General features: G+C 60.6%; 26 protein-coding genes. 21 read left to right on the top strand and 5 right to left on the bottom strand.

Annotation, left to right across the window (positions count from 1 at the left end):
* The first annotated feature begins 143 nt into the window (after nt 1-143).
* Nucleotides 144-599 (top strand): PA2169 family four-helix-bundle protein, encoded by a 456-nt coding sequence (locus FNU76_RS15000; protein ID WP_144278949.1) that lies wholly within the window; start codon nt 144-146, stop codon nt 597-599.
* Between the two features lie 68 nt (nt 600-667).
* Here FNU76_RS15000 and FNU76_RS15005 read toward each other — a convergent pair whose 3' ends face one another.
* The 4 genes from FNU76_RS15005 to FNU76_RS15020 are packed head-to-tail and all read right to left on the bottom strand — an operon-like array spanning nt 668 to nt 2276.
* Nucleotides 668-1075, bottom strand: coding sequence for a hypothetical protein (locus FNU76_RS15005; protein ID WP_144278950.1), 408 nt, complete (start codon nt 1073-1075; stop codon nt 668-670).
* 57 nt (nt 1076-1132) lie between these two features.
* The gene (locus FNU76_RS15010) at nt 1133-1540 is read right to left on the bottom strand and encodes a hypothetical protein (protein ID WP_144278951.1); all 408 of its coding nucleotides are present in this window, start codon (nt 1538-1540) and stop codon (nt 1133-1135) included.
* A gap of 2 nt (nt 1541-1542) precedes the next feature.
* Entirely contained in the window at nt 1543-1908 is a 366-nt protein-coding gene (locus tag FNU76_RS15015; RefSeq protein ID WP_144278952.1) for a hypothetical protein, read from the bottom strand.
* On the bottom strand, nt 1905-2276 hold the full coding sequence (locus FNU76_RS15020; RefSeq protein ID WP_144278953.1) for a hypothetical protein: 372 nt from the start codon (nt 2274-2276) through the stop codon (nt 1905-1907). Before FNU76_RS15020 ends, FNU76_RS15015 begins: the two co-directional genes overlap by 4 nt.
* 539 nt (nt 2277-2815) lie before the next feature.
* On the opposite strand from FNU76_RS15020, the gene FNU76_RS25055 reads away from it, so the two are divergent.
* The 7 genes from FNU76_RS25055 (at nt 2816) to FNU76_RS15050 (ending at nt 8916) form a co-directional block, all read left to right on the top strand.
* Entirely contained in the window at nt 2816-3370 is a 555-nt protein-coding gene (locus FNU76_RS25055) for a response regulator (RefSeq protein ID WP_308418557.1), read from the top strand.
* The gene (locus FNU76_RS15025) at nt 3256-4194 is read left to right on the top strand and encodes a sigma-54 interaction domain-containing protein (RefSeq protein WP_308418558.1); all 939 of its coding nucleotides are present in this window, start codon (nt 3256-3258) and stop codon (nt 4192-4194) included. The genes FNU76_RS25055 and FNU76_RS15025 overlap by 115 nt, the downstream gene beginning before the upstream one ends.
* A gap of 162 nt (nt 4195-4356) precedes the next feature.
* Nucleotides 4357-4920: a BON domain-containing protein gene (locus FNU76_RS15030; RefSeq protein ID WP_179958130.1), complete on the top strand. Its 564-nt coding sequence runs from the start codon at nt 4357-4359 to the stop codon at nt 4918-4920.
* A 322-nt stretch (nt 4921-5242) separates the two neighbouring features.
* On the top strand, nt 5243-5881 hold the full coding sequence (locus tag FNU76_RS15035) for a histidine kinase dimerization/phospho-acceptor domain-containing protein (protein ID WP_144278955.1): 639 nt from the start codon (nt 5243-5245) through the stop codon (nt 5879-5881).
* A 264-nt stretch (nt 5882-6145) separates the two neighbouring features.
* Nucleotides 6146-6547, top strand: a complete 402-nt coding sequence (locus FNU76_RS15040; RefSeq protein WP_144278956.1) for a hypothetical protein — start codon at nt 6146-6148, stop codon at nt 6545-6547.
* 248 nt (nt 6548-6795) lie between these two features.
* On the top strand, nt 6796-7875 hold the full coding sequence (locus tag FNU76_RS15045; protein ID WP_144280546.1) for an IS630 family transposase: 1080 nt from the start codon (nt 6796-6798) through the stop codon (nt 7873-7875).
* 90 nt (nt 7876-7965) lie between these two features.
* The gene (locus tag FNU76_RS15050) at nt 7966-8916 is read left to right on the top strand and encodes a leucine-rich repeat domain-containing protein (RefSeq protein ID WP_144278957.1); all 951 of its coding nucleotides are present in this window, start codon (nt 7966-7968) and stop codon (nt 8914-8916) included.
* On the opposite strand, the gene FNU76_RS25245 is transcribed toward FNU76_RS15050, so the two are convergent.
* The gene (locus tag FNU76_RS25245) at nt 8913-9128 is read right to left on the bottom strand and encodes a cysteine-rich CWC family protein (protein ID WP_144278958.1); all 216 of its coding nucleotides are present in this window, start codon (nt 9126-9128) and stop codon (nt 8913-8915) included. The two genes, FNU76_RS15050 and FNU76_RS25245, sit on opposite strands and share 4 nt — an antisense overlap.
* A gap of 1058 nt (nt 9129-10186) precedes the next feature.
* Between FNU76_RS25245 and FNU76_RS15060 the strand changes: the two genes are divergently transcribed.
* The 13 genes from FNU76_RS15060 (at nt 10187) to trbB (ending at nt 25510) form a co-directional block, all read left to right on the top strand.
* On the top strand, nt 10187-11248 hold the full coding sequence (locus FNU76_RS15060; RefSeq protein WP_144278959.1) for an ATPase, T2SS/T4P/T4SS family: 1062 nt from the start codon (nt 10187-10189) through the stop codon (nt 11246-11248).
* A gap of 29 nt (nt 11249-11277) precedes the next feature.
* The gene (locus tag FNU76_RS15065; RefSeq protein ID WP_179958131.1) at nt 11278-11568 is read left to right on the top strand and encodes a TrbC/VirB2 family protein; all 291 of its coding nucleotides are present in this window, start codon (nt 11278-11280) and stop codon (nt 11566-11568) included.
* A gap of 12 nt (nt 11569-11580) precedes the next feature.
* Nucleotides 11581-11898: a conjugal transfer protein TrbD gene (gene trbD, locus FNU76_RS15070; RefSeq protein ID WP_144278961.1), complete on the top strand. Its 318-nt coding sequence runs from the start codon at nt 11581-11583 to the stop codon at nt 11896-11898.
* 3 nt (nt 11899-11901) lie between these two features.
* Nucleotides 11902-14373, top strand: coding sequence for a VirB4 family type IV secretion/conjugal transfer ATPase (locus tag FNU76_RS15075; protein ID WP_144278962.1), 2472 nt, complete (start codon nt 11902-11904; stop codon nt 14371-14373).
* 9 nt (nt 14374-14382) lie between these two features.
* Entirely contained in the window at nt 14383-16125 is a 1743-nt protein-coding gene (gene trbL / locus FNU76_RS15080; protein ID WP_144278963.1) for a P-type conjugative transfer protein TrbL, read from the top strand.
* Between the two features lie 62 nt (nt 16126-16187).
* Nucleotides 16188-16940, top strand: a complete 753-nt coding sequence (locus FNU76_RS15085) for a VirB8/TrbF family protein (RefSeq protein WP_144278964.1) — start codon at nt 16188-16190, stop codon at nt 16938-16940.
* Between the two features lie 100 nt (nt 16941-17040).
* Nucleotides 17041-18234 (top strand): P-type conjugative transfer protein TrbG, encoded by a 1194-nt coding sequence (gene trbG, locus FNU76_RS15090; RefSeq protein ID WP_179958132.1) that lies wholly within the window; start codon nt 17041-17043, stop codon nt 18232-18234.
* Nucleotides 18227-19435, top strand: coding sequence for a TrbI/VirB10 family protein (locus FNU76_RS15095; RefSeq protein WP_144278966.1), 1209 nt, complete (start codon nt 18227-18229; stop codon nt 19433-19435). The genes trbG and FNU76_RS15095 overlap by 8 nt, the downstream gene beginning before the upstream one ends.
* Before the next feature lie 152 nt (nt 19436-19587).
* Nucleotides 19588-21492, top strand: coding sequence for a type IV secretory system conjugative DNA transfer family protein (locus tag FNU76_RS15100; protein WP_223879037.1), 1905 nt, complete (start codon nt 19588-19590; stop codon nt 21490-21492).
* Nucleotides 21493-21565: 73 nt separating this feature from the next.
* The gene (locus tag FNU76_RS15105; RefSeq protein ID WP_144278967.1) at nt 21566-22597 is read left to right on the top strand and encodes a Tle-like phospholipase domain-containing protein; all 1032 of its coding nucleotides are present in this window, start codon (nt 21566-21568) and stop codon (nt 22595-22597) included.
* Between the two features lie 38 nt (nt 22598-22635).
* A complete protein-coding gene (locus FNU76_RS15110) occupies nt 22636-23262 on the top strand; it encodes a lytic transglycosylase domain-containing protein (protein WP_144278968.1) in 627 nt (208 codons plus the stop codon).
* Between the two features lie 18 nt (nt 23263-23280).
* Nucleotides 23281-23952, top strand: coding sequence for a hypothetical protein (locus FNU76_RS15115; RefSeq protein ID WP_144278969.1), 672 nt, complete (start codon nt 23281-23283; stop codon nt 23950-23952).
* 496 nt (nt 23953-24448) lie between these two features.
* Nucleotides 24449-25510, top strand: coding sequence for a P-type conjugative transfer ATPase TrbB (trbB, locus tag FNU76_RS15120; protein ID WP_144278970.1), 1062 nt, complete (start codon nt 24449-24451; stop codon nt 25508-25510).
* Nucleotides 25511-25525 lie beyond the last annotated feature (15 nt).

The following is a 25525-nucleotide window of genomic DNA, read 5'->3' on the forward strand; positions in this document are numbered from 1 at the left end:
CCATACCCGTGCCAGAAAGTGCGCGAATACAGCGGAAGACGTCGAGCGGTAGGCATATCGCTTGCCCTTACAGGGATGGGTGCCGTCCAGCAGACGCCAAACGGCCCGGCAAGTAATCCCAACCTACTGCAAAGGAAACCCTCATGTTGAACGAAGATATCGTCGATACACTGAATGACCTGATCGAAACCAGTACGGACGGCGAGTTGGGTTTTGAAAATTGTGCCAAGTACGTCGAATCGCCCGAGTTGCGCAATTTGTTTATTGCCCGCGCCCAGGAGTGCCGCCGTGCCGCCGATGAACTGAAGGCACTGGTGCTTCAATATGGCGGCCAGCCGGATACCGGCGGAACCGCTACCGGTGCGCTGCACCGCGGGTGGGTCAATATTCGCGGTACCCTTGCCGGACAAAGCGACCCCGCCATGCTGGACGAGTGCGAACGCGGCGAGGATGCCGCCAAGGCACGTTACCGCGCCGCCATGGAAAAAGGACTGCCGGAACCGCTGCGCGCTATCGTGCTGCGCCAGATGGAAGGGGTGCTGCGCCACCACGATCAAATCCGCGCATTGCGCACCCGCTACGCCGACGCCGATGCTTAACGTTTGATGCGCATCGCCCCCTGCAATCCTGGACGGGTTGCAGGGGGCGATATTTTTTGGGGTGGACTTTATTCGCCGGACGGACGCGGGCCGGGATGCTGCTCCGGCGGCAAGCCGGCCCAGGCGCGCAATTCAGGGGGGAGCCCCAATTCCGCCGGCAGCAGGCGTTCGAGCAAGGGCGGTAAAAAGCGCGATGCGAGCCAGGGAACGCAAATGGCCAGGCCGCGCCGAATCAAGCCGGGCGGTCGCGTTGCGGGTTCGGCCGGCCGGCGTGGGGCGAACAGTTTGCCGGCGAGAAACACCAGCAGGCCGGTCCCTGCGCCGATGGCCAGGAAGCGCGCGCCGTCCAGCATCTTATCCAGCAAGCGCGTACGCAATTGGCGCAGATCGGCGCTTACCCGGAAATTGCGGGCGATGATATCCAGCTCACAGGCGGCGATGCGGGCATTGAGCTGATCGAGGTCTCGTAACAGCATGTAGGCATGTTCCTGAAGATTACGAAGGCGCGAAGGGCGCCTGCCTGGCGGCTTCCCTTACTTCTCGTCGTCGCCTATGCCCAGTTGCCGGGCCAATGCCGGAAACCCCAGGTAATCGGCGAGCGTCTTGACCCGCCGCAACATCCACCATGCGCCCAGCAGATTGCATAGCAGAATCGCCAGCAGGGCGAGACCCCATGGGGCCCCGGCCTGAACCAGCAGGATGCCGGCACCGCCCGCCAGGGCTAGCCAGGCGGTCATCACCAGCATGGCGGCCAATACCGCCAGCAGTATGATCTGAGCCAGCGCAAGACCCGCTCGGCGAGCTTCCAGCGAGAACAGGCGAACCCGGTCCCGCAGCATCTCGCGCATTTCCCCCAATAAGGCCAGGCCCGCTTCCGGCAGTGGAGGGGAACCGCCTTCGGCAGGCCTCACGGGGGCATCCTGATCGGGTCTTGCGCTCATGCTTAGTGGCTCCAGCGGCGGCTGATCAAGATCCCGGCCAGCATCGCTACCCCCACCGAAGCCAGCGGATAGGCGCGTACATAGTCACGGGCGCCGGACAGCAGCTTGCCTTCCAGTTCGCTCAGCTGAGCGGCCTTGGCGTTGAGGGTGTCGACCGCGTCGCTGGCGGTTTCGCTCAGCTTGTCTACCGCTGGACCTGCCTTGGCGGCGATCTTGTCCACCACCTCATGGGCGCTCTGCGCCATATTGTCCACCATCTTGTTGGTGGCGGCCGCCGCAGGCTGGACCAGGTTCGCGCTGCCGTTGGCAGAGGTAGAGGCGCCAATGTTAGGGCTGCTAGAGGTGCTTGGATTCTGAGACGGGTTCATGGTTTTTCTCCTGAGTAAACGGCACCGCCTAGTGGGGCGCCGACTGGAACCGGCAGGGCCTGTCCCGGATGGATACAGCAGCTTGCGACTGATTTACGCGTTGGCGGCAGTGAGCGGCGGCGCAGCCTGTCCACGATAAGCAACAGCGTCACCGTGCCTAGCAAAGCAAGCAACAGCGCGCTCAGGTTGAACATTCCCTGGCTGATCGCGGAGGTGCCGACAAACGGCGCCGCCAGACCAGCAAACAAGGGTGTACAAACCATGCCCACGATGAAGTTCACTTCGTCACCATGCCGACTGGGCCTGGCCAGGCTGACAATCCAGCCCAGCAGACCGCCCAGGAACAGACCAACGATCAGATTGCCCATGGTGTTCCTCCCGACTGGCCGCACATTTGCGCCAACACATGGGGATAGTGAGCAAACGGCGTGCCGTACATGCTGCTTGCGTCCCGCCGGGGAAATGCGGCAAATTGAAAAACGGCGCCGAGGGCTTAAATGGTGCTTGGGCCTATCACGGGAGCGACTTCTTCGCTTGAGCAAGTTATTCCTGTCGGTAATTCCTACAATGGCTTGGTAACTAACGTATTCTTGGTTGGGACTCGCTGACTTTGTTTAATGCGCTAACGAGCGTGGGGCGCGTGGTTGTTGCCCCTTTAGGGGCTTACAACCACGGCCTACCCTTTACGGGTGCGAGGGCGGGGCCGCCCGGGCAAGGGGGAGTTGGGCTAAATCAAGCAAAGGTGCGGTTCAGGTGCCACGGACCGTGAACACCCGGCTGTACGTGGTTGTTGGCGCGTCAGCGCCGTACAACCACGGCCTACCCCTTGCGGGTATTGCCGGGTGGTGAACCGCAGCTTGAGTACTCGCAATATTTCAGTGCGTCCCCAGTAAACACGGAGAACGATGTGGCTCATGCCCTGATAGTTGAAGATGATCGTGATTCCGCCGAAATGATGGCGGCCTTGATCGCCAGCGAAGGATTCACCTGCACGGCCGCCCACACGCTGCATGACGCTCGCCGGCAATTGGCGACCGATGATCCCGATATTGTGTTGCTCGACCTGATGTTGCCCGATGGCAGCGGCATGGAGCTGTTCGAAGATACCAATCTGCTGGCCAATACCGAGGTGGTACTGATCACCGGTCACGCCAGCCTGGAAAGCTCCATCCAGGCGCTGCGCCTGGGCGCGGCCGACTATCTGATCAAACCCATCAATATCAAGCAGATCCAGGGCATCCTGTCGCGCGTCACCCGCCCCGCCACGCTGCGGGCCGAGATCGACGATCTCAAGGCAGAACTCGACAGCCAGGGCCGCTTCGGCCTGCTATGGGACGTTCGCCGTCCATGCTGCGTATCTACGAACAGATTGCCCGGGTGGCCGGTACGGTGGTCACGGCGTTTATCATGGGCGAAAGCGGTACTGGCAAGGAGGTGGTGGCCCAGACCATCCACGAGCTGAGCCGGCGCCGCAACAAACCTTTCCTGGCGGTGAACTGTGGCGCGATTTCGCCGCAATTGATCGAGAGCGAGATATTCGGCCACGAAAAAGGCAGCTTTACCGGCGCCAACCGGCAGCATAAGGGCTTCTTCGAACGGGCCAATGGCGGCACCCTGTTCCTGGACGAAGTCACCGAAATGCCCTTGGAACTGCAGGTCAAGCTGCTCCGCGTATTGGAGACGGGCACCTATATGCGGGTGGGTTCGAGCGATGTGCTGGAAACCGATGTACGGGTGATCGCCGCCACCAACCGCACGCCCGAACAAGCGGTCTCCACCGGTAAATTGCGGGAAGATCTGCTTTATCGGCTGAATGTTTTTCCGATCCAGCTACCGCCGCTGCGCGAGCGGCTGGAGGACGTGCCCCTGCTGGCCGAGCACTTCCTGACCGATATCTGCAAACGCGAAGGGCAGGTCAAGCGTCTTTCGCCCGAGGCCCTGGAGCAGATGTCCACCTATCACTGGCCCGGCAATGTGCGCGAGCTGCGCAATGCCCTGCAGCGCGCCTATGTGATGGCGGTCGGCGAGCAGATCAGCGATGAGTGGCTGGCGTTCGACAGCCGCCCGCCTCGGCAGGAGAGCAAACCCTTCATGGCCATACAGCCCGGCGTGCCGCTGGCCGAGGTCGAGCGGGCGCTGATCCTCGCCACGCTGGAACACTTTGGGGGGCATAAGGAAAAGACCGCCGCCGCACTGGGTGTCAGCTTGAAGACCTTGTACAACCGGTTGAAGGAGTATGCCGACGAATCCCAACCATTCCCCGGCGACCAGCAGCGGGTGGAGTAAAGGAGAAGCCCGACGGCGGATGACGTTGGCGGGGTCTTTTCCGGGCATGCGCATTGCCTGTACCGCATCAAGAGCCGCGAAGACCTTGCAGACTCTGCAGCGTATGTCGCGGCTCCTGGATTGGTGCGAATGGTCGCACCGGCGGACTCGGGAGATCTCCATATGCTTTCAACTCTATCCAACTCCAATCTATCCGGCAGGACCGATCCGGGCTATCCGGCCAAACAGGCTGGTTTTCGGCCAGGCAGGGATTACCTGCTGGGGCAGCATGCCGAATGGAAGCCGCAACAGCGCTTCGGCGGGCTGCTTTGGTCGGCCTTCCTCGTGGTATTGCTCCTGTTCGCGACCATGCTGATGACTGCCTGCAGTCCTGCGGACAGGGCGGCCGTCCGGAACGAAACCGGCGAAGCGGTACAGGCGGTCGGAACGGCCACCGAGCACGCGGCCGATGAAGCTGGGCGCCGCTCCGAAAGGGCATTGGAAGAAGCCGGCGCTGCGACTCAGCGCGCAGGTGAAAAAACCGGCGATGTTGCCATCACAGCCGAGGTGAAGGCTGCGCTATTGCTCGATAAGCGCGTAGCCGGCATGGCCATCGAAGTGGAAACCGACGACGGCGTGGTGGCACTGCGCGGCACGGTCTCGGGCAAGGACGAGAAGCGGGTAGCCGAGCAGATCGCTCGCAATGTCGAAGGTGTAAGAAAGGTGCAGAATGATTTGCGCACATAGGGATGCACTGAAATATTGCGCGTACTCAAGCTGTGGCTCACCACCCGGCAATACCCGTAAAGGGTAGGCCGTAGTTGTACGGCGCTAACGCGCCAACAACTACGCACAGCCGGGTGCAGGCGGACCGTGATAAACCAACGTTCCCTCGCTGTTTTATCCCACTCCCCCTCACCCGGGCGGCCCCGCCCTCGCCGCCGCGAGGGAGCCTTGCTTTCGCTCGTTAGCGCGTTAAATCAGTGTTTCCCTAGGCGGCAAGTTGGAGCGTCGGCGGGCAGGTCCCGCTGACGCGCGTTTCATGATGTTTTCGAGTTAGCGAGCCGTCGTGGAAAACCTACCGGAAGTCGACCCTCCCCCGTTTGAAACCTTGCAGCGCTTTTTCGAGCACGCGCCGCTGGGGCTGGGCGTTTGCGGCCCGGATTTCGACGTGCTCCATGCCAATGAGTCGCTTTGCGGCATCGCCGGCATCTGGGAAGCCCCCAGCGATCGACGGGTCTTCAATGCCAAGGTGTTGGCCGCCTTCCGCAGTATGCCCAGCATGGGAAGTTTGTCGCTCAACGAGCAATTGGACGTTGTCGGCGACGGTACGGAGCCGGGCCGCAGATGGGCGATCCAGCTCTTTCCGATCGATATGGGCGACAAGCGGCAGAGCTGCGGCATGCTCTGGCGCGAATTAAGCGCGCCCTACGCTGTGTCGGCCAGGCTGTCTATCGGTCTGGCGCAGGATGAAATGGATGGCCAGGCGGATTACCGCGCGACCACCGCACGGGTCTGCAAATTGGCTCACGATCTACGCACCCCGCTGCATGCCATGATGGGTTGGCTGCATTTGCTGGAATCGGGGAAGTTGCCGCCGGAAGAGTATCTGCGCACGATCCAACGCATCAAGAACAATGCCCGTACCCAGGAACAGCTGATCGGCAATCTGCGCGATATCGTGGAAGGCACCGCCGCTGCCCGCTAGGATGGGTATCCCTCTTCGTGCCACCGGCCCATCGCCCCGCCTCGTGCATGCCTTGCTGAAATGGCGAGCACTTTCCCGAAATGACAAACCATGCCGGCTTCCCTGTAAATCCTACCGTTGGATGAGCAGGGTGTCGTGGCGAAGCGTTTGTGTAAGCAGTTGAATAATAAAAACAAATTATCAAGGCACGAGTATTGCTAAGGATCTTTCGTACTGAGCGGGAAAGTTTTTCGAATACCTATCCTCCCTAAGAAAGGAATCACCATGACACACGCCAAAATCTCCCTACTCGCCGCCAGCCTGCTGGGATTCGGACTGATGATGCCGGTAGTGGCCGACGAAATCGCCAAGCATGACAAGAGCACGGCCAGCGCCGCCTATTCGCAGTCCAAGGAAAATGCCGACGCCACCTACGACGCCGCCAAGAAGGCGTGCGATGCGATGAGCGGCAATGAGAAGGATGTCTGTGTCAAACAGGCCAAGTCCGACCTCAAGGTCGCCAAGGCACAGGCCAAGGCCAACAAGAAAGCTTCGAAAGCACAGGCCAGTGCCGACGAAGACAAACGCTCGGCGGAATACAAGGTGGCCAAGGAAAGATGCGATGCCCTCTCCGGTGACGCCAAGGACGCCTGTGTTTCCAAGGCCAAGGTGGAATACAACCAATAAACCCCCGGATGTGAGCCGAACCGGCCTCCGCCCATGACAAAGCGGCACGGAATATTCCGTGCCGCTTTGTCATTCGTGGCCGATATGCGATAGCCGAGGGGCATTCTCCAAAGCAAGGCTTTGCGCGTGCTGGCGGGTGTGGGCAAGTGGAGGGACACACTCGCTAACTAGTGTGGTGTCTCAAAAGTAGAATTAATTAAATATTTGGTATAATTGTCGTAGTTCAATAGCTCATGGAGACTATGACGATGACCAGAACGGGCCGCCCGATCAAGAAGCTGGAACTATCCGAAGAGCAGCGCAGAGAGCTGAATGCACGTTTGGCGCTGCGCAAGGCGCCGGCCGATGAGAAGCTACGAATTCAGATTGTGCTCAGTTGTGCTGACGGCGAAGGAGGCAAAGAGATCGCGAAGCGGCTGGATACCACTGCGCAGACCGTCTCAAGGTGGCGTCGTCGGTACGAGTCGTATGGTCTGGCAGGGCTGACCGATGCACCGAGGTCGGGGCGGCCTCGCACGGTGCTAGACGAACACGTTCAGGCGGTGATTGATCGTGTCCGGAACAGTAAGCCTACTGACGCGACGCACTGGAGCGTGCGCACGATGAGCAAGGCAACAGGCGTGTCGGCGTCCACAGTGCAGCGCATTTGGCACGCGTTCGGGCTCAAGCCCCATCGGCTGGAGACGTTCAAGTTTTCCACCGATCCGAATTTTGTCGATAAGGTCCGCGATGTGGTGGGCTTGTACCTCGCCCCGCCGGATCGTGCCTTGGTGCTCTGCGTGGATGAGAAGAGCCAGATTCAGGCACTGGATAGAACGCAGCCTTCACTTCCGCTTACGTTCGGCAAAGCAGAAACCCGGACACACGATTACAAGCGGCACGGGACGACTTCGCTGTTCGCAGCTCTGGATGTGGCCACTGGCAAGGTCATTGGCCAACTCAAACGTCGCCACCGGAGCGTCGAATTTCTGCAGTTCCTCAATACCATCGACGCAAGCGTACCGGCAGACCTGGATATCCACCTGATCATGGACAATTACGGGACGCACAAGACGGAGAAGGTGCGTGCCTGGTTCGCCAGCAGGCCACGCTACCATCTGCACTTCACGCCAACTTCGGCCTCCTGGCTCAACCTTGTGGAGCGTTTTTTCTCACAAATCAGTGAGAAGTGGATCAAGCGTAGTGCCCACAGCAGCGTCGCCGATCTAGAGCAGTCAATCCGCCACTACTTGGACATCCACAACACCAACCCGAAGCCCTTTGTATGGCGCAAAAGCGCAGATTCAATCCTTGAGGCCATTGCTCGTGCAGGCAAAGTTATTAATTAATGCTATTTCAGGTACACCACACTAGAAATCCAGAACGGCGCCCCGGTTGTTTGGCGCCCCCACGGCACACATGCTACGGAGGAACGCGAAATGGACTTGAATTTGCGCAACCTTACCCGAGCTTCCCTACCCTCCACCCTCCCCGAAAAGACCAGTACCGGCAAGGAAGGCGCCCTTCGCCTGTGCCTAAGCCGGGTGACGCAGAACGATCCTGGCTTTTCCGTGCTGGATCTCAGCAGCGTACCGCTGGACATGCCCGAGAATGCGACCACCCTGTTCTACGCGCTCGCCTGGAACACCCATGTCAAGGAACTGCGTCTGGATGGGACAGGCATGGGTGAAGCAGGGCTGAGATTGCTGGCCGATATCCTGTGCAAGAACGAACTCACGCAGGAACCGGCCGCACATCTGGAGGCCTTATACCTAAGCGGCATCGACATCGGTGCCGATGCCATTTCCGAGTTTGCATGGGCGCTTCACCTGGTCAGCGGCCTGCGCACCTTGGTCCTGAGCCGGAACCCCATCAAGTGTCCGGGTGCGGAGTACCTGGGCAACTGGTTGTCATTGGATAGCTGCCTGACCGAACTGGACCTGGCCCGCTGCAAGATTGCGGATAGGGGGGCTTGTGCATTGGTATGCAGTTTGGGCCGCAATGCCACCTTGACCAGGCTGGATCTGAGCGGCAATTGCCTGGGCGAGAGGGCGGCCCAGGCTTTCGCGCGTGCCTTGACGACTGGCCGCTGTGGGGCCTTGAGAGAGCTGAATCTTGAATTCAACTACCTGGGGGATGCCGGTGGGATCGCGCTGGCCGAAGCACTGCGTTGCAATTGCCAGCTCCGGCAGCTGAGGCTGGGCGGCTGCAATTTAAGCGATAGTGCCGCCCAAGCCCTGGCTGAGGCGGTCTGCTTGAATCAATCCTTGTGCCTGCTGGATCTGAGCTTGAACCGGATCGGTTCGGCTGGCATACAAGCCCTGGGCAAGGCCAGGGAAGTGCGGTCAGGCGACTGCACCATCCACGGTTTGGATCAACAGTACGTCTAAGGCAGGGCAGGCGGAGATTTCTCCGCCAATCCGGCGCAAGACGCGCAGATGCAGGATTTGCCGCTCGGCAAGGTCGCCAGCTTGGCCAGGACAGTGGGGTCGAAAGTTTGCGACCGGCACCAGCAAGGGGTGCCGAAGCAGCCGTCCCGTGCCGGTACACAGCCGTTAGGGCCACCGCATAGGGGACAGACCGGTTGGGGTTCGGGCTGCATGGAATCCGGATGTTCTGGAGAGGGAGATGCCTCACCATACCGCGCAGTGGCGGCGTCCCGCAATAGTGTATTGCATGCGCTGGAGCACAAGGTCTCGGCATGATCGGATAAGACCGGTATTACCAATCCGCCGTTTTTTCGATAAGACCGGTATTAATAAAATGGTAATGCCAGGCTGGTCGATATTACCTACCAAGCGCTTGAATTAATCGAAATCCCCTGTTTTATCTTCCCGCTTGGCCGGCGCGGCAATGGGGCCCAGGTCAAAATAAAGTCGAAAAATCAAGGTGAAATTAAATCCGCGCTGGCGGCTTCGCCCAGGATTACCGGGCGGTATGGAACGGTGCGTGTCTTGTTTATATAATATCCAATACGCAAGTTTGAAATAAAATTACACTTCCCGATGTTAAATCAGTGTTTTCTAAAACCTCTTTATATCAACATGCCTGTTCACGGTGCCTTGTCGCATTGACGAGGCGATCCGTTGACAAACTAACACCAACCTTACAATGACACTTGATTCTACAATCTCTATCGGGTAAATTGCGTGTCATAAGCTATAAGATTAAATCCACTTAGATTCCACTTATATTGAGTGGAGTGGTGCCCCCTATGCTCGCTTCTTAATATATTTTGCACGCAAGTGCTGGATTAACTTCCAGCCGCCGTGTTCGGGGCGGGCTTGGAGCTAGGGGTGTGTTGCAACCGGGTTTGACGGCGGGAATCGTCATCTGCCCCGGCCGAATCGAATAATCGGGATAGGTAATACCGGCCGGCGCCGAGTATTAGGCGCAGCTATGCCTGGAATAAATAAGACTTCCCTGTTGAATTGGGTTGCCAGCCTTTGCTGGCTGCCATCGATTCCAAGGCGGTCGCTGGCGGCTTGCGATTGTGTTTCAAATATAAGCCGATACTAGAATATCCCGTTTTATTTAATAAATAAGCGCCCGCGTTTGCATTGTGCCGTTAAAAAAGTCAAACGATTTATATCGATAAGGAAGTCGAGTGCATCATTGCAGATCCAAGGCCCATGGCTTCGCTGAAGGCCGGCTGCCGTCATGAGTGGCTCCGCGAAGGATGTCCTGCGCGGCCGGCTGGAAGAGAAGCTGGCGCGCGAATGTGGCGAGACCGTGCTGGCGGCTCTGCGCAATCCGGCGGTGGTGGAGATCATGCTCAACCCGGATGGCCGTGTCTGGCTGGATGTGGCCGGCGAGGGCATGCAATACAGCGGTAGCGAGATGAGCCCGGCAGCAGCCGAGAGCATGTTGACCACCTGCGCCAGCATGCTCAATACCTCGATTACCTACGACAACCCGATCCTGGAAGGCGAGTTCCCGCTGGACGGCTCGCGGCTGGAAGGCATTATCGCGCCCATCGTCCGCACCCCGGTTTTCACCATCCGCAAGAAGGCCACCAAGGTGTTCACGCTGGATGACTACTGCGCCCGCGGCATCATCGGCGCGGTGATGCCGGCCGCGCGGCGGCTGGACGAGGAGGGAGCCGAGACGGAGCCCGACTTTGTCAATCCGGTCGAGGCCATCCGCCATGCGGTGGTGAGCCGCAAGAACATCCTGATCGTCGGCGGTACCGGCAGCGGCAAGACCACGCTGGCCAATGCCGTGCTGGCGGAGATTGCCAGCCTGGCCAGCGAGGATCGGCTGGTGGCCATCGAAGACACCGTCGAGCTGCAGATCAAGATGCCCAATAGCGTGCTGTTGCGCTCGAACGAACGTATTCCAATGCAAAGGCTGCTGCGGGCCACCATGCGCTTGCGGCCCGACCGCATCGTGGTGGGTGAGGTGCGGGGCGGCGAAGCGCTGACCTTGCTCAAGAGCTGGAATACCGGCCACCCGGGCGGCGTTGCCACCATCCATGCCAACTCGGCCCAGGGCGGCTTGCTGCGCCTGATGCAGCTGGTCTACGAAGCGCCCGAAGCCGCCAATCTTTCCGAATCCGCGATCGGCACGATGATCGCCGAGGCGGTGAACATGGTGCTGTTTATCGAACGCAGCCATGACGCCGGTGGCCGCCGGGTCAGCGAGATCGTCAATGTAAACGGTTTCGAGAACGGCCTTTTCCGTTGCAGTCCCATCGTAGTCCGTAGCGCCGTCGCTGTATGAATTCCAACCCCCATCCAAAGGCCCCAGCCATGAGCATTCCTGCCCGCCGTTTTGCCCAGTACTCGATCATTGCCGCCATCGCCGCCCTGCCGCTGTTCGCCTCCGCCGGCCTGCCATGGGAAGGCCCTCTCAACGACCTGAAGACTTCACTGACCGGTCCGGTCGCCAAGGCCATCGGCGTGATCGCGCTGGCCGTGGCCGGCGGCATGCTGGCCTTCGGCGGCGAATTGGGTGACTTCACCAAGCGCATCATGATGGTGGTGATGGCCCTGTCGGTGATGCTGCTGGCCAACAACTTCATGTCCATGTTTGGCGCTTAAGCCGGGGACACCATGGAAGAACCACGCCGCATCGCCATCCACCGTTCCCTGAACCGGCCGCATCTCTTGTTGGGTGCTGAGCGCAGCCTGGTGCTGATGGCCGGCGTGATCACGGCCCTGCTGATCTTCTCCGGCAATATCTCGCCGTGGTCGCTGGGCCTGGCCGTATTGTTCTGGACCTGTTCGTTCTGGGCCCTGGTCCGCATGGGCAAGGCCGATCCACAGATGAGCCAGGTCTACCAGCGGCACGTCCGCTACCGCTCTTATTACGCTGCGCGTGCCTGCTTGCAAGCGGTGCCACCGGCCACCACGCCGAAGAAAAATGGATAAGCCATGCTGAAGTTGAAGCAGTTTCGCGACCGCAGCCAGAGTCTGGCCGACCTGCTGAATTTTGCCCTGATGCCGGAAGACGGCATCCTGCAAAACAAGGACGGCAGCCTGATGGTGGCCTGGTACTTCCGTGGCGAAGACATGGATAGTGCCACCCACGCGGAACTCGCTTCGATTTCCTCGCGGCTCAATAACGTGCTGGTAGCGTTGGGCAGCGGCTGGATGCTCAATTGCGATGCGATCCGCCGGCCCGCGACCGTTTATCCCGGCACCGGCAGTTTTACCGACCGGACCAGTTGGTTGATCGACGAGGAGCGCCGATCGCAGTATGAGGCGGAGGGCTCGCATTTCGAGACCACCTACGCCATGACGCTATCGTTTCTACCATCCCTGCGTACCGCCAACAAACTGATCGACCTGATCTACGACGACGATCAGCGCGATACCTCCGATACCGGCTTTGCCCGCCGCATCATCGAGCAGTTCAAGCGCCAGGTGGACGATTTCGAATCGGTGCTGAACGCCACCTTCCCGATGCGGCGTATGCGCGGCGTGACGCGGCAGGACGTCACCGGCGCGAGCTTTATCGACGACGAATTCCTGCAATACCTCGAATACTGTGTCAGCGGCGAGCGGCGCCCGGTACGCCTGCCGTCCATCCCCATGTACCTGGATGCGCTGATCGGTTGCCATACCTTCTACGGCGGCATCGAACCCAAGGTCGGCGAGCGCCATATCAAGGTGGTGGCCATCGACGGCTTTCCGCACGATAGCTACCCGGGCATCCTCCATGTCCTCGATACCCTCGGTTACGAATACCGCTGGTCCACCCGCTTTATCTTTCTCGATCCGCACCAGGCGCGCGGCGTGATGAACGGCGTGCGGCGCCGCTGGCAGCAAAAGCAGCGGGGCCTCAAGGACCAGATGTTCAATACCGCCAGCGGCGCGGTCGATCTCGATGCGGTGGAGATGTCGGAAGACGTGCAGGCCGCCATCGGCGAGGCCGAGAGCAATATGGTCAAGTTCGGCTACTACACCTCCTGCGTGGTGCTGATGCACGAAAACCGCGAGCTGCTGACCGAACAGGCCCGCGAGGTACGCAAGGCCATTCTCAACCATGGTTTCGGCGCCCGCATCGAAGATATCAATGCGGTCGAAGCCTATCTGGGCTCCGTTCCCGGCCATGGCTATGCCAACGTCCGCCGGCCCATCCTGCATACCCTGAACCTGGCTGACCTGCTGCCTATTACCGCGGTATGGGCCGGCCTGGAACACAATCCCTGCCCGTTCTACCCGGAAGACTCGCCGCCGCTCAGCTACGCGGCCACCACCGGTTTCACCCCGTTCCGGTTCAGCCTGCACGTCGGCGACGTGGGCCATACGCTGATGGTGGGCAAGACCGGCGGCGGTAAATCCACCGCCCTGAATTTTTTGCTGGCGCAGCATATGCGCTATCCGAATGCGCAGGTGTTCGCCTTCGACAAGGGCTACTCGTCCTTTATCCTGACCAAGGCCTGTGGCGGTACCTATTACGACATCGCCGGCGAGGACAGCGACCTGGCCTTCTGCCCGTTGCAGCAGCTGGATACCGCGGCGGACCAGGGTTGGGCCGCCGAGTGGATCGAAGTGATGTTGACGCTGCAGGGCGTTAACGTCACGCCAGCGTTAAGGCAGTCGGTCTATCAGGCCATCATGCGATTGGTGCGCTCGCCGCGCCGAACCCTGACCGAGTTCGTGGCTGAGCTGCAGGACGAAGAGCTGCGCCAGGCCTTGTCGCATTACACCCTGGCCGGCCCGATGGGCAGCCTGCTGGATGCGGAGGAAGACTGCCTGGGGAATGGCAGTTTCCAGGTGTTCGAAATGGAGCACCTGATGAATCTGGGCGAGAAGAACGTCGTGCCGGTACTGCTCTACCTGTTTCGCCAGATCGAAAAGCGCATGGACGGTCGCCCCACCCTGGTGGCGCTGGACGAGTGCTGGCTGATGCTGTCGCACAATCTGTTCCGCGACAAGGTGCGCGAATGGTTGAAGACCTGGCGGAAAAAGAACGCCGTGGTCTTCATGGCCACCCAGGAATTGGCCGACGTGATGAACAGCCCCATCCGCGACGTGGTGCTGGCCAGTTGTCCGACCAAGATCCTGCTGCCCAACCCCGAAGCCCGTGAACCGTCCTCGCGCGGGATGTACGAGGTGATCGGCCTGAACGAGCGCGAGATCGAGCTGTTGGCCCATGCCACGGTGAAGCGCCACTACTACTACAAATCGCCGCTGGGACGCCGCATGTTCTCATTCGGCTTCGGCCCGGTGGCGCTGTCCTTTGTCGGGGCCAGTGGCCAGGAGGATATCCGTACCGCCAAGCAGCTGATGCAGCAATACCGCGAGGATTGGCCGGCCGCCTGGCTGCGCTCGCGTGGCCTCGATTATTGGGCAGATGTCTGGCAGCACACCTCCGAAACCGAAACCGAAACCCTCTAAGGCTGGGCTATGTCGATCACATCCGTTTGGGGAGCCACGCTCCCACTGCCGTCGCTGCTCGTGCCGTGGCTGGATTCCAGGTTTCTGAAAAGCTGCGCGGTACTGCTGATCAAGGTCGCGTTGTTCTACTTCGCGATCAGCCTGGTCGCACTGGCGGCAGAGGGAAAAGTTGGCGGGCAGACGGCCAATTTCGAGCTGTTCGATAACTTGCTCACCAGGGCCGAGACCACGGCGGGAAAGTGGCAGGTCGACATCGGCAAATTGGTCACGGAGACGTTCAAGATCCTCGCTGTGCTCGAATTATGCTGGGCGGCAGCCATTTGGACGATGGAAAAGGACAGCCTGAACAGCCTCGCGGTCGAAGTGATCAAGAAGCTGATGTTCATTGGCTTCTTCTATGCGCTGTTGCTGAACGCCCCGGATTGGATCCCGAAGATCATCAATACCTTCAAGGAAGTCGGCGAGGACACTGCCGGTCAGGAGGCGCTCAGCACGGACAAGATCATCGCCATGGGCCTGGCGGTGATCAAGGTGATCTGGACCGGTGCGCCCACGGGTTTCTTCAGCGTGATCGCCGGATTGGGAAAAATCCTGATGGCCGCCTTTGTCTCGCTGATCATCGTGATCGCCTTCGTGGTAACGGCAGCCCAGTATTTCACCTTGATGCTGGAATCGTACATCTTGCTGGCTGCCGGGGCGATCTTCCTGGGCTTGGGCAGCTCCAGCTTTACCAAGGACTATGTCCATAAATATCTCAGCTACGCCATCAACGTCGGTGTCCGGCTGTTGGTGCTGATTCTGACGCTCAGCTTGCTGCTGTCCGCGATCGAAGATGGGGTCAAGGATTACCGCTTCGATTATGGTCCCATGCTGTCGGTGCTGGGCATGGCCCTGATGACCACCTTGATGGCGATCAAGGCACCGGAAATGGCCGGCGCCTTGTTGAACGGCAGCGTGGGCCTGTCGGCCGGCGGTGCCAGTGGCGCGGCCAGTTCGGCGTCCAGCGGCGTCATGTCGGCTGCTGGCGGCATCAAGGGTGTGCTGGGTAAAGGCATCTCGGCCGCGACGGGTGTGGGCAATGCGGTCAACGCCGGCATGGCGGGCCTGAAGATGGGGGCTGCCATGGGCGGCAAGGCGGGTGGCGGCGGCGGGGTCGGCGGCATGCTGGGCAAGGTCGGCGGCGGTGCGCTGGGCGGTCTGGGCGGCTTGGCCGCCACGGCAGCCAATGCCGGCGTGAAAATGGCTACCGGCAAGGATATCGCCGGCAAGATCGCGGCCAAGCAGAATCCCGACCTGAAGAAGGACGCCGATTTCAACAAGGCGGGTCCCGCCAAGAAGAGCCTGGCCATGATGGAAGGATTCCGGGACAAGATGGATGGCAAGGGTGGCGGAAGCAGCGGTACGTCAGGATCGGGTAGTAGCGGCGCCGGCACGGGCAGCGGATCGGGAAGCGGTGGCGGCTCGGGGGGCAGTATAGGTTCGGCAGGCGCAAGCGGCGGTACCGGCAACGCTGGCAAGGACGGGAATGGCAAGGACGGTAACAACGGTAAGGATGGCAGTAGCGGTAAGGATGGCCAGGTCGGTGCAGTCGGAGCGGCTGGCCAAGCCGGCCAGGCGGGTCAGGCAGGTGCCCGGGGCGATGGCGGCAGCAGCGGCAGCGGCGGAAGCGGAGGCGGTAGCAACGCCGGCAGCGGAAGCGAGCATAGGGCGAGCAGCCTCGGTGGCTTGAAAAAGGCGACCGATTTGAGCTGAATCGCTAGCGCCGCACACCTTGCAGTACAGGTCCATTTGTCTACCCGTAGCAGGAATTCACCATGTCTTTGAAGCAGCTCGCAAGCAATCTGTTGTCCGGCAAAGGACAGCCCGAGTCCGTCATGGCCGCGCCGACCCATCAGTCCGGCAATGGCAAGCGGCCGGCCTCCGAATCGAATCCCTATGCCGAGGCGCGGCGGGAATGGAATGAACGGTATGGCGACTACATCAAGCAGGCCCACAACTGGCGCCTGTGCGCGCTGATCTCGGGGCTGGTCGCCCTGGTCGCGGTGATCGGGCTGGCTTACGTGGGCGCCCAGAACAAGATCGTGCCCTACGTGGTGCAGGTCGATAAGTTCGGCGCCGCCGTGGCCGTCGGCCCTGCCGATAAAGCCGCCGCGACCGACGAAAAAGTGGTCAAGGCCTACCTGGCCCGCTTTATCTCCGATTGGCGTAGCGTGACGGTGGACCAGGTGGCCGAAAAGAGCGCCATCGAACGGGTTTATTCCATGCTGGCCAGCGGTTCGCCGGCACTGACCAAGTTGAACGAACACTTCAAGGCCAACAACCCCTTCCTCGTTTCCGAAAAAATGATGATTTCGGTCGAAGTGACCAGCGTGCTGCCGATCTCGGAGCGTACCTGGCAACTCGAATGGACCGAAGTGACGCGGGACCTGAAGGGCGAACTGAAGTCCAACCAACGCATGCGGGCTTCGATCATCGTCGAGATCACCCCGCCGCAGGACGAGCGCCTGTTCCTTATCAATCCGATTGGGGTCTATGCCACCGACCTCAACTGGGTCCAATCGCTGTAGACACTGCGCGTTTCGCGCCCACCACCCAAAGGACATACCCGCCGTAGAGCGGGTGGGGGGCTTGCGCGCGTTGATTTTAAAAACTGGGAGTTTTCAATCCATGCAACACAAGCTATCCACCCTGCTGCTGTGCGTACTCGCTGGTACTCACGCCTACGCCGGCAACGACAAGCAGCCGGCGCCGGCGAAGCCTGAACAGCCCGTCGCCGTCGAAGTGCCGAATATCCCGGCCGAATTGATGCTGCCGCTACGCGCCCCCGCTGCCAAGCCCATCCCCCCGGCCGATGTTGCCGCCGCATCCGGCGATGCCTTGGCCGAAGGGGCATGCCCGGTCGACCAGGATTGCCCGAGCAGCGCCGAGACAGCGGCGGCGGAGGCAGCCGCCAAGGGCAAGGGTAAGTCCAAGGCCAAGAAGAAGGATGTGGTGATCGCCAGCGCCGAACCGCAAGCCATCGTCGGCCTGCCGGCCCGGCGTGCCCTGGAGCAGTCGCGCAGCTGGGCGGAAAACCCGCGCGCCATGTCGGCCCTGAACGATTCCGGCTCGGTCGAGTTCACCTTCGGCGCTTCCGCGCCCACCATCATCTGTTCGCCGCTGCGTGTGTGCGACCTGGCGCTGGAACCCGGCGAGACCATCCAGGGTGCTCCCCATATCGGCGACTCGGTCCGCTGGAAGATTGCTCCCGCCACTTCGGGTGGCGGCCGCGACGGTCGTGACCGCACTACCCATATCATCATCAAGCCGACCGAAGCCGGCCTCGATACCAATATGATCCTGCCGACCGACCGGCGTACCTACCATTTGCGCCTGGTCTCCAGCCGCGAGCGGTATATGTCGCAGGTGTCCTTCCTCTATCCGGAGAACGCCGACAAGGCCTGGCAGGCGATTGGCGTCGGCAAGGCTGCCGATGCCGCCGGCACGGGTGGCGATATGCCGGCTGTCGCGGCCGACCGCCTGTATTTCGATTACAAGATCGATGCGGTACGCGGCAAGCCAGCCTTCAAGCCCAAGCGCGTCATGGACGATGGTTACCACACCTACCTGGTGATGAACGACGACCTGCAGTTGGCCCAGGCGCCGGTGCTGGTGGCGGTGGATCCGGCCGGCAAGGAACAGATGGTGAACTACCGCCTGAAGGGCAATATGTTCATCGTGGACGGCATGGTCGGCAAGGTCGCCCTATTGTCGGGCACCGGCAGCGACCAGCAGCGCGTGGAAATCACCCGTACCCCGCCATGCAAGCGCCAAGGCTGGCTGGGCGTGTGCTGGGACAGCAAGGACGAGAACAATGGCTGATAAGACGCCCAGCTCGCCCGATTCGCTGCAACTGCGCGCCAATCCCATTTCCAGCGTCCGCCTCAGCAAGAAGGCTGCCTTTTTCGCCATCGGCGTGATCAGCGTGATCCTGCTGGTGATCGTCTCGAACGTGTCGGCGGAAAAGCCCAAGACCGCCAAGGCAGAGGAAAAGAAAGAGGTGGCGCCGGCGCTGAATGCCGCGCGCGAGATCACCAACGCGGCCCCCGGTATTTCGACGGCGCCGACCTTGCCGCCGCCACCGCTGCAGTCCAGGAGCACGCCCCCGCCGCAGATGACCTCTACCGTGGTGGAAGCCAGCCCCGCGGTGGCGCGCGCCAATCCGCAGGAAGACGAGCGTCTGAGCGCCATGCGGGCCGACACGATGGCGCCCAAGTTCGGCGCGGGCAGCAACGGTGGCGAAGCCTTGCCCGGCTTGCCTGCTGCCGCGGTCAATGCAGCCAGGATGTTGGCCGGCCAGCAGCCTGGCGCGGCCGATGAGCCGGCATTGGAACCCGACCTCAACCGGCAGGCACAGAAGCAGGCATTCCGTGCCCGGCAGGCCAGCGCCGAGGATGCGGCCTATCTGGACAGCCAGGTCAACCCGGCCCGCAGCCCTTACGAGCTGAAGACCGGCACGGTGATCCCGGCCGTCATGATCGGCACCATCAACTCCGATCTGCCGGGCGAGATCGTGGCCCAGGTGTCGCAGAACGTGTACGACACCGCCACCGGCAACCATCTGCTGATTCCGCAGGGCACCCGCCTGTTCGGCCGCTACGACTCCAATGTCACCTTCGGCCAGGACCGGCTGCTGATCGGCTGGCAAAGGCTGATCTTCCCCAACGCCGCCACCCTGGAGCTGAAGGGCATGAGCGGCCACGACGCCGAAGGTAGCGCCGGCTTCTCCGACCAGGTCAATAACCACTATGGCCGGATCTTCGGCTGGGGCTTGGTCACCTCGCTGATCTCGGCCGGCTATCAGTTGTCGCAGCCGGAGCAGAACACCAACGCTTTCGGCATCAGCACGCCTTCCTCGCAACAGACGGTGGCAGGCGCGGTTGGCCAGCAGATGGCGCAGATTGGTATGGAGATGGCCAAACGGAATATGCGTATCCAGCCCACCATCACGATCCGCAAGGGTTACCAGTTCAATGTGATGGTGAACAAGGACATGTTGTTCCCGGCCAATTACCGCCGCTAAGGCGAAATACCGACCCGGTTACGGCCGGGTCGGTTGCGACCGGTTCGGTTGCAATGCGGGGCACCGTCCATGAGCTCAAGGCCCGATCACAAGTTCAGTCCCCCGGCCGTCGCCGTTGAGCATCGTCATGTCCGTCGCTTGGAGAATAGCGCTTGAGTAAAACAGATTCCCTGCAGAACCCGCTCTATACCGTCCCCGGCGCGCAGCAAAAGCCCGGCGTGATCATGTGGCGGGCGGTAATGGGCGGCATCGTGCTGGGCGTTGCCCTGGTGTTTTTATGCACCCAATACCTGGCATATCAATTTGGCTACCAGGCGGCATTGGGCGAACCTTTGTTCGCACTGGGTGGCTTTCGGCTATACGCACCGCTGGATGGTCTGGCCTGGTATGTCCATTGGCGCAATTTCAATGACCCGCAGGTGCAGCATGCCTTCAAGATGGTGTTGTTCCTGGGGCTCCCTGCCATGGTCGCCATTGCCGTCTTTCTGTTACGCCGCGCCAAGCTGGCGATGGACAAGGAAGCGAAGGCCGGCGAGCATCTGCACGGCTCGGCCCACTGGGCCACGGCGGCCGAAGTCAAACGGACCGGCCTGATCGGCGGTGGTGCCGGCGTCTACGTCGGCGCCTGGAAGGACCCGAATTCGGGCCAGACCAATTATCTGCGCCACGACGGTCCAGAGCACGTGATGGCCTTCGCGCCCACCCGTTCCGGTAAAGGCGTGGGCCTGGTGCTGCCCACCTTGCTGTCCTGGCCGCATAGCGTGCTGGTGTACGACATCAAGGGCGAGAACTGGGCGCTGACCGCGGGCTGGCGCAAGACCGAAGCCAATAACAAGGTACTCAAGTTCGAACCGACCGCCATGGACGGTTCCAGCATCTGCTTCAATCCGCTGGCCGAAGTCCGGATAGGCACCGACCGCGAAGTGGCCGACGTACAGAACATCATGACCATGGTGGCCGACCCGGAAGGCAAGGGTTTGCAGGACCACTGGCAGAAGACCAGCTGGGCGCTGCTGGTCGGCATCGTGCTGCATGTGCTGTACGCGGAAGAAGACAAGACGCTGACCGGCGTGGTGGGTTTCCTCTCCAACCCCTCGCGCGACACCAAGGAAATGCTGAATTACATGTTGTGCAGCTATCACGACATGGACGATGTACGTAATTGGGTCGATGAGCAGGGCAACAAGACCTATACCCATCCGGTGGTCGCCTCGGTGGCCCGCGATATGCTCAATAAGGCCGAGGAGGAAATGTCCAGCGTGCTGTCGACCGCGGTTTCCTTCCTGACCCTGTATCGCGATCCCATCGTGGCCCGCAATACCTCGCGCAGCGAATTCCGCATCAGCGATCTGATGAACGACGAACAGCCGGTTTCGCTTTATCTGGTGGTGCCGCCATCCGATAAAGACCGCTTGAAGCCGCTGATCCGCCTGATGATTACCCAGATCGTGCGCGGCCTGACCGAGAGCATGGAATTCAAGGACGGCCGCAGCGTGGCCGGCTACAAGCATAGGCTGCTGCTATTGCTGGATGAATTCCCCAGCCTGGGCAAGCTGGATATTTTCGAGGAATCGTTGGCCTTTATTGCAGGCTATGGGCTCAAGGCCTATCTGATCATCCAGGATATCTCGCAACTGTGGACCGCCTACGGCAAGGACGAGAGCATTTTCTCCAATTGCCATGTGCGGATCGCCTACGCGCCCAACAAGATCGAGACCGCCGAGTTGCTATCGAAGATGTGCGGTACCGCCACCATCGTCAAGCAATCCAATTCCTACTCGGGCAAGAAATACGGCTCCCTCTCGGATGTATCCAGTTCAGTGTCCGAAACCGAACGCCCCTTATTGACCGCCGATGAAGTGATGCGGCTGCCGGCGGCCCGCAAGGACAGCAAAGGGAATGTCAGCGAAGCCGGCGATATGCTGATCTTCATGGCTGGCCAGACCCCCATTTACGGCAAGCAGATTCTGTATTTCCTCGACCCGACCTTCAGTGCCCGAGCCAAGGTGCCTAACCCGACCAAGAGCGATGTGGTTCGCCCTGGGCTGCCGGTTTAACGCTTTAAACCTGTTTCACCCTTACGACCTCTAACGACCAACAAGGTAAAGCATGGAATACGCGGAAAATTTGATGAAATCGACCTTTGGTGGGTTTCTCAAGCAGCTTCAGCATCGTCAAAGAGATTCGCAACCGCTACCCAGCACGCTGGGAGAGGTGCCTTTTGGTACCCGCCCCATTGGCGAATATGCGGCCTTGGCCAAACTGCCCTATGAGCATGGCGAAGCGGCCCAGGTACCCGCAGGTTGGTCGTATGTCGATACCGGCGAAGTGGCCAAGAAAATGCAGGCTTTCGAGGGTGTGCAGTCCAAGGGCGAAGGCTATGTCGGACTGCCGACCAAGGGCGTCAACGTCCAGCTGCTGAGACGCGACGACGAGCACGGCAACCCGATGGTGGCCGTGGTATTCGGCGGGACCAATTCCACCTCGACCGATGGAGAGCATGCCAGGGTGACGCAATGGGCACATAACGCCCAAAATGCCGTGAGCGGGCCGGGCGAAAATCTGCAATTTTCCGCCGAAGTCACGAAAGCCGTCCAAGAGATGTTCCCGGATGCTCGGGTGGTGACGGTCGGACACTCCAAGGGCGGCTTGGAGGCGAACTGGGCTGCCATCCATAACAAGGTGGAAGGCATTACCTTCAATGCCCAGCCCGCCAGCAGCGCGTTGATGAAGCAAATTCAGGCGCTGCAGGAGAAGGGTGTCCAACAGGGCCAGCTACTGGCCTTGCATAACGATTTCGACCCGGTCTTCCATCTGCCCGGCACACACCCCGCCGGTACCATCCTCACGGTGAATACCGGTGCCGGCGAGCGTTCCGCAAAGGCGCTTGATAACGCCATGAGCGACTACGGCGATCCGACCAGCATGGATATCGCCGACGATATGGGCCGGCTTGGCTTGGTCGCCAAGGCAGCCGGCAAGGAAGCGCTCGCGGTACACAGCAAGCTGGACATGTTTACCAAAGCCCCCCTCAACCAGGCCCAAGCGGTGCTGGGCAACTACAAGATCCTGGACGAAGTGCGCAAGCTGCATAGCCAGCGTGCGGCGCAGGCAGAGAAACCGCCGATGCCGGAACAGAAGCACGGCCGAGGCCACAGCTGAGGCGGAATGGCGGCTAAAGCGCGTAATTGAATGCAGACATGATCGATTTCACTCCCCTTATCCAGCAATGCGCGCCGCAGGTGGCACTTGCCACCATGCAGGCCGTCATCCGTACCGAGAGCGGTTTCAACCCCTTGGCCATCAACGTCAACGGCGGCAATCGCTTGGCCCGCCAGCCCAATTCCCCCGCCGAAGCGATCAGCTGGGCGCAGTGGCTGATAGAGCGTGGCTACTCGGTCGATGTGGGATTGATGCAGATCAATTCGGCCAATTTGCGCAGGCTGGGCTTGAACGCGGCCGATGCGTTCGAGCCCTGCAATAACCTGAAGCTGGGTGCCGCCATCCTCACCGACAACTATCGCCGTACCGTCAAGCAGGGCAGCCGCGGCGATATGGCCTTGTTGCGGGCCTTGTCGGCCTACAACACCGGCGATTTCGAGCGCGGCATGCGCAATGGCTATGTGCATGCCGTCATGCGCGCGTCCAGGCAAACCACCAGTCCGGCCAACGCCATTGCGCCGCCCCTATTGGGCAAGCGGTCGGCCAGCCGTACCAAGCCGGCGCATGCGGTCGCTACGCCTACACCCACCACGACCACCGCCGCCGTTTCCCCTCATACCGCAGGCAGTGAAATTGCCGGCTTCAATTCAATCAGTGCCTTCTAAGGCAAAGGACATCCGAATATGAGTTTTCCGCTGCGTGCATTGCTCGGCGTCACCTTAGGCCTCACCCTCGCCGCTTGTGTCGGCGGCAGCGGCGATGACGAGGCCGATCGCGAAATGGAAGATGAGGTCGCCAAGCATCCCGAGATGCGCCACTACTCGCCGCTGGGCAATACCGACGCCATGATCAAGGACTACAAGAAGCTGAAGGAAGATAAGTCCGAAGCCGCCAAGATACGTCCCAAGCTATTGGCCACGGTGGTCGGCATCAGCCCCCTGGATGCCGAGCAGGGCCCAGCCTTGGCCAAGGAATTCGGCCTCACCTATAGCCCCGAACTGATGGTGGCCGGGCTTTATACCCCCAAGGGCTGGACCATGCTGGTCGTGAAGCCCGGCATGGTGTTGCAGGAGGGAAATGTGGTCGAGATCGATATGCCGGCGGCCAACGATTTCTCCGATCTCGACAAGAAGGATACCGTCACCCAGGAGCTCGATGCCTTGAAGGCCAATGGCAGTGTGGGTATCCGTGCGGTGCGGCCGGAGTGCGAAGGCAAGAACCCGGTAACGGCCGATTACAGCCTGAGCTGCAACGGCGCCGCCGCATCGTATTTCTTCAATGAAAGCGAGTTCCCCAAGGATGGCATGGGCTGGATCACGACGGATGGCAAGGCGCCGGAAGTGTCCAAGGGATAGCAGCAGTCCCAACTATCCAAAAGCGGTGATTCGGGTGCTCAAATTTTGGGCTGCCCGGGTCCCGTTCGGATCGACTGCGGCATCCATAGGCGCACGTCGGCCGAAACCTCCCATCCCTTCTCGATATTGGCGCGCTTCGCGCCTGCCTGCCTCGGGCTGATCAAAGACTCAAAATATGCAATGCCGGCTCGTTCTGCGCATGGGGCGAAGCCGTGTCTGGAATAAGGGGCGGCTAACGGCGGTTTGCAGTTAAACCGCTTTATCGCTGATTTCATTGGGAATTAGTGATTCGTTACTGCTGCTTAGTGGAGCGTGGCAGGTAGTTTGATTTCTAATGCAAAACGAAATGAATAATAAAAAACTATTTCTATTTACGACAATCGCTTGTTTAAGCGTTGTGTGAATAAAAAAGTTAAATGTTTTGTATTAGAGAGGAAATCAAAGTGCGCGGTCGCAAATGCAAACGCTATTGTATCGCTGAAGCCGGGCGGCCCTTATGAGTGGCTCCGCGAAAGATGTCCTGCGCGGCCGGCTTGAGGAGAAGCTGGCGCGCGAATGTGGCGAGACCGTGCTGGCGGCCCTGCGCAATCCGGCGGTGGTGGAAATCATGCTCAACCCGGATGGCCGTGTCTGGCTGGATGTGGCCGGCGAGGGCATGCAATACAGCGGCAGCGAGATGAGCCCGGCAGCGGCGGAAAGCATGCTGACCACCTGCGCCAGCATGCTCAATACCTCGATTACCTACGACAACCCGATCCTGGAAGGCGAGTTCCCGCTGGACGGCTCGCGACTGGAAGGCTTGATCGCGCCTATCGCCCGCACCCCGGTTTTTACCATCCGTAAGAAGGCCACCAAGGTCTTCACCCTGGATGACTACTGTGCCCGCGGCATCATTGGCTCAGTGATGCCGACAGCACCGCAGCTGGACGAACACGCGGCCGAGACGGAGCCCGACTTCGTCAATCCGGTCGAGGCCATCCGCCATGCGGTGGTGAGCCGCAAGAACATCCTGATCGTCGGCGGTACCGGCAGCGGCAAGACCACGCTGGCCAATGCCGTGCTGGCGGAGATCGCCAGCCTGGCCAGCGAGGACCGGCTGGTGGCCATCGAAGACACCGTCGAATTGCAGATCAAGATGCCCAATAGCGTGCTGTTGCGCTCGAACGAACGTATTCCAATGCAAAGACTGCTGCGCGCCACCATGCGCTTGCGGCCCGACCGCATCGTGGTAGGCGAGGTGCGGGGCGGCGAAGCGCTGACCTTGCTCAAGAGCTGGAATACCGGCCACCCGGGCGGCGTTGCCACCATCCATGCCAACTCGGCCCAGGGCGGCTTGCTGCGCCTGATGCAGCTGGTCTACGAAGCGCCCGAAGCCGCCAATCTTTCCGAATCCGCGATCGGCACGATGATCGCCGAGGCGGTGAACATGGTGCTGTTTATCGAACGCAGCCATGACGCCGGTGGCCGCCGGGTCAGCGAGATCGTCAATGTAAATGGTTTCGAGAATGGCATTTTCCGTTGCTGTCCCATCGTAGTCCGTAACGCCGTCGCTGTTTGAATTTCACCTTTCTCT

This window comes from Chitinimonas arctica (assembly GCF_007431345.1).
Lineage (GTDB): Bacteria > Pseudomonadota > Gammaproteobacteria > Burkholderiales > Chitinimonadaceae > Chitinimonas > Chitinimonas arctica.